Origin of the sequence: Sphingobium sp. HDIP04, from assembly GCF_000445085.1 — a bacterium.
Classification (GTDB): domain Bacteria; phylum Pseudomonadota; class Alphaproteobacteria; order Sphingomonadales; family Sphingomonadaceae; genus Sphingobium; species Sphingobium indicum.
In genome coordinates this window covers 69,836-76,216 of record NZ_ATDO01000111.1, presented here as the reverse complement: position 1 = coordinate 76,216, position 6,381 = coordinate 69,836, and the positions used below count along the sequence as shown (strand labels likewise).

At 68.8% G+C, this 6,381-nt stretch carries 6 protein-coding genes; 5 read left to right on the top strand and 1 reads right to left on the bottom strand.

Going from position 1 to position 6,381, the window contains the following annotated elements:
- From L286_RS40110 to L286_RS40090, 5 genes are all read left to right on the top strand, one after another.
- On the top strand, positions 1-974 hold a 974-nt coding region (locus tag L286_RS40110; RefSeq protein ID WP_021223696.1), incomplete at its 5' end, for a murein hydrolase activator EnvC family protein.
- Positions 975-1,053: 79 nt separating this feature from the next.
- Complete coding sequence (locus L286_RS40105) at positions 1,054-2,343, top strand: RsmB/NOP family class I SAM-dependent RNA methyltransferase (protein WP_020819044.1); 1,290 nt, start codon at positions 1,054-1,056, stop codon at positions 2,341-2,343.
- Positions 2,344-2,387: 44 nt separating this feature from the next.
- Positions 2,388-2,873, top strand: coding sequence for a hypothetical protein (locus L286_RS40100; protein WP_007686705.1), 486 nt, complete (start codon positions 2,388-2,390; stop codon positions 2,871-2,873).
- A gap of 104 nt (positions 2,874-2,977) precedes the next feature.
- A complete protein-coding gene (gene rpe, locus L286_RS40095; protein WP_007686706.1) occupies positions 2,978-3,640 on the top strand; it encodes a ribulose-phosphate 3-epimerase in 663 nt (220 codons plus the stop codon).
- On the top strand, positions 3,637-5,403 hold the full coding sequence (locus L286_RS40090; protein WP_013038888.1) for a heparinase II/III family protein: 1,767 nt from the start codon (positions 3,637-3,639) through the stop codon (positions 5,401-5,403). Before rpe ends, L286_RS40090 begins: the two co-directional genes overlap by 4 nt.
- 156 nt (positions 5,404-5,559) lie before the next feature.
- Here L286_RS40090 and L286_RS48000 read toward each other — a convergent pair.
- Positions 5,560-6,317 (bottom strand): IS5 family transposase gene (locus tag L286_RS48000; protein WP_115288555.1). Its coding sequence is split into 2 segments (ribosomal slippage): positions 5,560-5,981 and positions 5,981-6,317, totalling 759 coding nucleotides; the frame shifts between segments, so codons are not numbered across the junction.
- Between the last annotated feature and the right edge of the window lie 64 nt (positions 6,318-6,381).

The window sequence follows — 6,381 nt, the reverse complement described above, 5'->3', positions numbered from 1 at the left end:
GCATCCAGCAGGCGGAGGCGGACATACAGGCCGCGCAGGCCCGCATCGCCATCGTCGCCCGGCTCCAGCGCGCGCAGGCCGCCCGTCTGGCCGCCAGGCAGGAGCCTGTCGTCCGCCTGACCGCGGCCTTGCAGATGATGGCGCAGCGGCCGCTGGCGCTGGCGCTGGTCAAGCCGGGATCGATCGACGACGCCATCCATATGCGCGCCGTGCTGGGACAGGTGCTGCCGGTCATCCGGGAGCGGACCGCCGGGCTGCGCGCGGAACTCGAGCGCAGCCGCGCCCTGCGCGCCACGGCCGAGCAGGCGGCGGATTCGCTCGCCCAAAGCCAGCTGGACCTGAAGCAGCGGCAGGCCGCCCTGCAAAGGCTGGAAGCGCAAAAGCGGCTCGCGGCGCAGGATTACAGGGCCAATGCCGATCTGGAAAGCGACCGCGCCCTCGCCCTTGGGGAGCGGGCGCGCGACATCGTCGACCTGATGGACAGGCTGGAGGAGGCGGGCGACCTGCGCGATCGGCTGGCCGCCCTGCCCGGTCCCGTGCCGCGCCCTGCGCGGCCCGACCAGGCGCGCGCCCCGGCGCCGGCCCGTCCGCGCAGCCTGGGCGCGCCGCCGCCCTATCGCCTGCCGGTCGTCGGCCAGTTGGTGACGGGCATGGGCGAAGTGTCGGAAGGCGGCGTCCGGTCACGGGGCCTGACCATCGCCACGCGCCCGGATGCCCTGGCGGTGGCGCCGACCGCGGGGCGCATCGTCTTTGCCGGGCCTTATCGCGGCTATGGGCAGATCGTCATCATCGACCATGGCGGCGGCTGGACGACGCTGATCACCGGGCTGCTGCGCCTCAACGCCGCCGTGGGGGACGTGGTGCGGCAGGGTGATCCCCTGGGCAATGCCGGGCCGGGGCGACCCAGCATCACGGTCGAGTTGCGGCGCAATGGCCGCCCCGTGGACATCGTGCCGCTGGTGGGCGCGGGTTGATCCGGCCGCGACCTGCAAAGGCGCGGGCCGCCCCCGAACACAACTTACTTTCCCGCGCATTTTGCCCTAGGCGCTTTCCATGCCCCGCCCATCCCGCCCCCAGGACGTCCCCGGCCTCCCCACCCGTCGCGCGGCGCTGCGCCTGCTCGACGCCGTGCTCCGGCGCGGCGATCCGCTCGAACTCGCGCTGCATGGCGCGGCGCAGGGGCTTGCTCCCGCCGACAGAGCGCTGGTCCATGCCATCGCGGCAGAGACGCTGCGCCACCTCCCCGATCTCGACGCGCTGATCGACGGCGCCACGCGCCAGCCGCTGCCGTACGACGCGAAGGCGCGGATGGTCCTGCGCATCGCCCTGATCCAGGTGCTGGCGCTGGGCACCGCGCCGCACGCCGCCATCGCGACAGCGCTGCCGCTGGTCGATGGCGGCCCCCGCAAGCTGGTGCATGGCGTCTTCGGCACGCTGACCCGCGCCGATCCGACGCTGCCCTCACCCCCCGCCCTGCCGCCGGAGACCGCCGGCCGATGGGCCGCGCAATGGGGCGACGCCATGCCGCAGGCCGCCGCGCACGCCTATGCCCAGCGTCCGCCGGTCGACGTCAGCCTGCGCGATCCCGCCCGGACTGCGCATTGGGCCGAGGCGCTCAACGGCCGGAGCCTTGCCCCCGGCCATGTCCGCCTGCCCGAAGGCGCCGTCATCCCGGACCTTCCCGGCTTCGGCGAAGGCGCCTGGTGGGTGCAGGATCTGGCCGCCTCCACCCCCGCGCGCCTGCTGGGTGCGGGAGAGGGGCGCTGTGTCCTTGACCTCTGCGCCGCGCCCGGCGGCAAGACGATGCAGCTTGCCGCCGCCGGCTGGCGCGTGACGGCGGTCGACCAGTCGAAGAAGCGCCTCGAACGACTGAGCGAAAACCTGGCCCGCACCGGCCTTTCCGCCGCCATCGTGCAGGACGACCTGCGCGCATGGCGACCCGAAGCTCCGGCCGACGCCGTCCTGCTGGACGCGCCCTGCACCGCGACCGGCATCTACCGCCGCCATCCCGACGTGCTCCACCGCATCGGCCCGCGCCAGATCGCGGAGATGGCCGAGCTCCAGGCCGAACTGCTGGCCCGCGCCGCGGCATGGCTGAAGCCCGGCGGGACGCTGGTCTACGCCACCTGTTCCCTCGAACAGGCGGAGGGCGAGGATCAGGTCGCCCGGTTCCTGGACGCCCGGCCGGATTTCGGCCCGCTGCCCGCCATGCCAGCCGAGCTGCCCGACGGCATCGCGCCCACGGCGCAAGGCTGGGTCCGCACCCTGCCCGACAGCCTTGCCGCGCAGGGCGGCACGGATGGCTTTTTCGTTGCAAGGCTGATACGATCCACCAAGCCTTGACCAAGCAACCCTATGGTGCGATCCGGCATTCAGAAAGACCTGTCTTGCGCCCGACCGAGCCCCTTCCCCTGAATCATAGCTGGCCGCTCTATGCGCTGCGCGACCATCTGGCGCCGGTGATGCTGGACGACCGGATCGCCCGCGACGACGGGGCGCTGGCGGAACGCGGCCTGGGCCTGTGGCATTGCGATCTGGGCGACGACAGCCTGAACTGGACGGACGGGGTCTATGACATTTTCGGGCTGGAGCGCGGGACGGCGGTTCCCCGCCCGCTCGCCGTGTCGCTCTACGCGCCCGACAGCTGCGCCGCGATGGAGCGGTTGCGCGCCTATGCGATCCGCCACAGGCGCGGCTTCACGGTGGATGTCGACATCCGCCCGGCGGACGGCGGCGAATGCGCCATGCGCCTGATAGCCGCGCCCGTCATCCAGCGAAATCAGGTGGTTGCGCTGCACGGCGTCAAGCAGTTCCTGCCCAAGGGTTCCAGGCCGTCGACGCGCCTTGATCCTACCCTGTTCATCCTGTCCTGACGGACAGGGCCAGTCCGCCCGCCGACAGCCCTGGCCAAAAGCCTGTGGATAGCGTTAATCGGGCGTTGCCCTGACCATCAGCCAAGGCTAAGGCCGATGGTCAAATGACCAGCCCGATCCTGATCTCGCCATCCATCCTGTCCGCCGATTTCGCCCGCCTGGGCGAGGAGGTCCGCGCCATCGACGAAGCCGGCGCCGACTGGATCCATATCGACGTGATGGACGGCCATTTCGTGCCCAACATCACCATCGGCCCCGGCGTGGTGAAGGCGCTGCGCCCGCACACGAAAAAGCCGTTCGACGTCCACCTGATGATCTCCCCGGTGGACCAGTATCTGAACGCCTTTGCGGAGGCGGGCGCGGACATATTGACCGTCCATCCCGAAGCCGGGCCCCATATCCACCGCTCCATCCAGCACATCAAGTCGCTGGGCGTGCAGGCGGGCGTGGTGCTCAATCCCGGCACGCCGGCGAAGATGCTGGATTACCTGATCGACGATGTCGACCTGATCCTGGTGATGAGCGTCAACCCCGGCTTCGGCGGGCAGAGCTTCATCGCCAACCAGCTTCGCAAGATCGAGGCGATCCGCAAGATGATCGAGAAGTCAGGCCGCGACATCCGCCTGCAGGTCGACGGCGGCATCGACTTCACGACCGCGCCGCTCGCCATCGAGGCGGGCGCGGACGTGCTGGTGGCGGGCACCGCGACCTTCCGGGGCGGCGCGTCCGCCTATGCCGACAATATTCGGACGCTGCGCGGCGGGTGAGCGACCGCCGCCGCCTCCCCCCCCATTCCGCCCCCGAGGAGGCCGGACCCGGCCCGGAGGACGGGATCGAACAGGGCAAGCGGCTCATCCGCATCGCGGATGACAAGGGGCTTTCGCTGGCGCAGCGCATCGCCAATCGCTTCTACCTGCTGAGCTGGAAGACGCCGATCCACGGCCGGCGGCTGAAGGGCAAATATCCGCTCAAGCTGCTCGCCGTGCCCGATGACGAGATTCCCGGCAACGCCCATGCGGGCCAGGCGATCCGCGCCGGCTATTTCCTGTTCCGGGGCCTGAAACTGCCCCTCGACAAATTGGACTTCGCCAATCCGGGCGTGACGGCGGGCTTCGCCGATTATCTGCACGGCTTCCACTGGCTGCGCGACCTGGCGACCGTGGCGACCCGCGAACAGGCCGCGCCGATCGCCGAAGGGGTGATGCGCAAATGGCTCGCCGCCCATGCCGACACGCCCAGCGAACCGGCATGGCGCGCCGACAATGCGGGCTGGCGCCTGCTGTTCTGGTCTGCCCATGCGCCGCTGATCCTCTCGTCGAGCGACCTCGTCTATCGCTCTCTGGTGCTGAACTGCATCGCCCGCACCGCTCGCCATCTGGACCGCGGCGCGGACAAGGCGCCGGTCGGCCTGCCGCGCCTGGTCGCCTGGGGCGGGATCGTCGCGGCGTCGATGCTGCTGCCCGGCGGCGCGGCGCGCAAGCTGTTCGGTGAAGCCGGCCTCAAGCGCGCGCTCGACAGCGGCCTTCATGGCGACGGCGGCATCATCTCGCGCTCGCCGCTGGACCAGTTGGAAGCGATCATGCTGCTGACCATGGTCGCCGCCGTCTATGAGGTGCGGCGCGAACAGACGCCCCCTTTCCTGACGGAGGCCCTGGGAAGGGCGGTTCCGGCTTTGCTGGGCCTGACCCATGGCGACGGCGGGCTGGGCAACTGGCAGGGCGCGGGCGCCGTCGATCCCGCGACCATAGAGGCCGTCGTCCGCGCCAGCCGCGTCCGCGCCCGCCCGCTGCGCCAGGCCACTGGCTGGGGTTATCAGCGGCTGGCCGCCGGCAGCACGGTGGTGCAGGTGGACGCCGCGCCGCCGCCCGTCGCCCAACTGGCCGATGCGGGTTGCGCCTCCACCGGAGCGATAGAGATCAGCGACGGGCAGCAACGGCTGATCGTCAATTGCGGCGGCGCCGCGCTGGAGGGCGCGTGGATGCCCCGCGATCTGGCGCAGGGACTGCGCACCACTGCGGCGCACAGCACGCTGGTGCTGGACGACAGCAATTCCACCGCGCTGCTGCCCGACGGCACGCTGGGCAAGGGCGTGACCGAGGTGGAGATCAACCGGCAGGAAACGGAAAGCGGCAGCCGTTTCGACCTCAGCCATGACGGCTATGTGCGGCGCATGGGCTATGTCCATCGCCGCCTGCTGCTGATGAGCGGCGACGGCAAGGAAATCCGCGGCGAGGACATGCTGACTCCCGCGGCGCGACGCCGCAGGCCGGTGAAGCTGCCCGTCCAGCTCCGTTTCCACCTTGCCCCCGGCGTGGAGCCCACGCCCACTGCCGACGGCATGGGCGCGCTGCTGCGCCTCGACACGGGCGCGACCTGGCAATTCCGCGCCAATGCGGGGAAGCTGGCGATAGAGGAAAGCCTGTGGGTGGATGCCGAGGGCCGCCCCCATGGCACTAGGCAGTTGGCGGTCATCAGCGAAGCCCTGCCGGGCGGCTCCACCGTGGGATGGTTGCTGAAGAAGGTGAGCTAGGGTGTGTGGGGATTCAGTTCAGGGCGCGGCGAAAATAGTGGATTTCGAGAACCGGCGCGCAGCGTACTTCAGTACGTGAGCACCGGAAGCGGAGAAAGCCGCTATTTGCAGCCCGCCATGGGCTGAATCCCCACACACCCTAAGGCTTGTTGAGATTCATCGAGAGTTGATGACGGCACTGGCGAGATAGATCATGGCTGAGAAGCTCTGATCGGTCTTGTCGGAACGCATGGCGATTCGTTTGAACTCCTTGAGTTTGCAGAAGAAGTTCTCGATGAGGTGACGCCATTTGTAGAGTTCTGCGTCGATCCGGCGCTTGCTGGCCCGTCCGGGATGCTGTGAGATCACGACCCTTGCGCCCCGCGCGTCGAGTTCAGCAATGATGGCGTTGGTGTCGAACGCCTTGTCGGCCATGAAGCCAGCGAAGGCGAGGTTCTCGATGAGGGGCGGGACACCTATGATGTCGCAGCGCTGACCCGGTAGCAGCACGAAGCGAACGAGATTGCCCAAGGCATCCGTGAGTGCGACGATCTTGGTGGTCATGCCGCCCTTCGACCGCCCTATGGCCTGGCTTTGAGTCCCCCTTTTGCGCCCTGGCCGTGGCGGTGGACCTTGACGATCGTGCCATCGACCATTGCAAACTCCATGTCTGGATCATCCGACGCGGCGTCGAAAAGCCGTTGGAAAACATCGGCTTTCACCCAATCCCGATAGCGCTTGAAGATCGTGTTCCACTTCCCGAATGCAGCCGGAAGATCACGCCATGGACTGCCCGTGCGCGCAATCCACAACACCGCCTCCAGAAATAGCCGATTGTCGTGGCCGCTCCGACCCGGATCGCTTGCCTTGCCAAGACAATATGGCGCCATCTTTGCCCACTGATCGTCCCGAAGGACAAGTCGTTCAGCTTCCATCACAAACTCCTTCAAGGAGCTTGAATCAGATCAAAGCCTAAAGGGGAATCCTGAATCTCAACAA

Coding starts and splice junctions, on each gene's coding strand:
- rpe (WP_007686706.1), top strand. CDS start 2,978: ATGACCAGCCCGATCCTGATCTCGCCATCCATCCTGTCCGCCGATTTC.
- L286_RS40105 (WP_020819044.1), top strand. CDS start 1,054: ATGCCCCGCCCATCCCGCCCCCAGGACGTCCCCGGCCTCCCCACCCGT.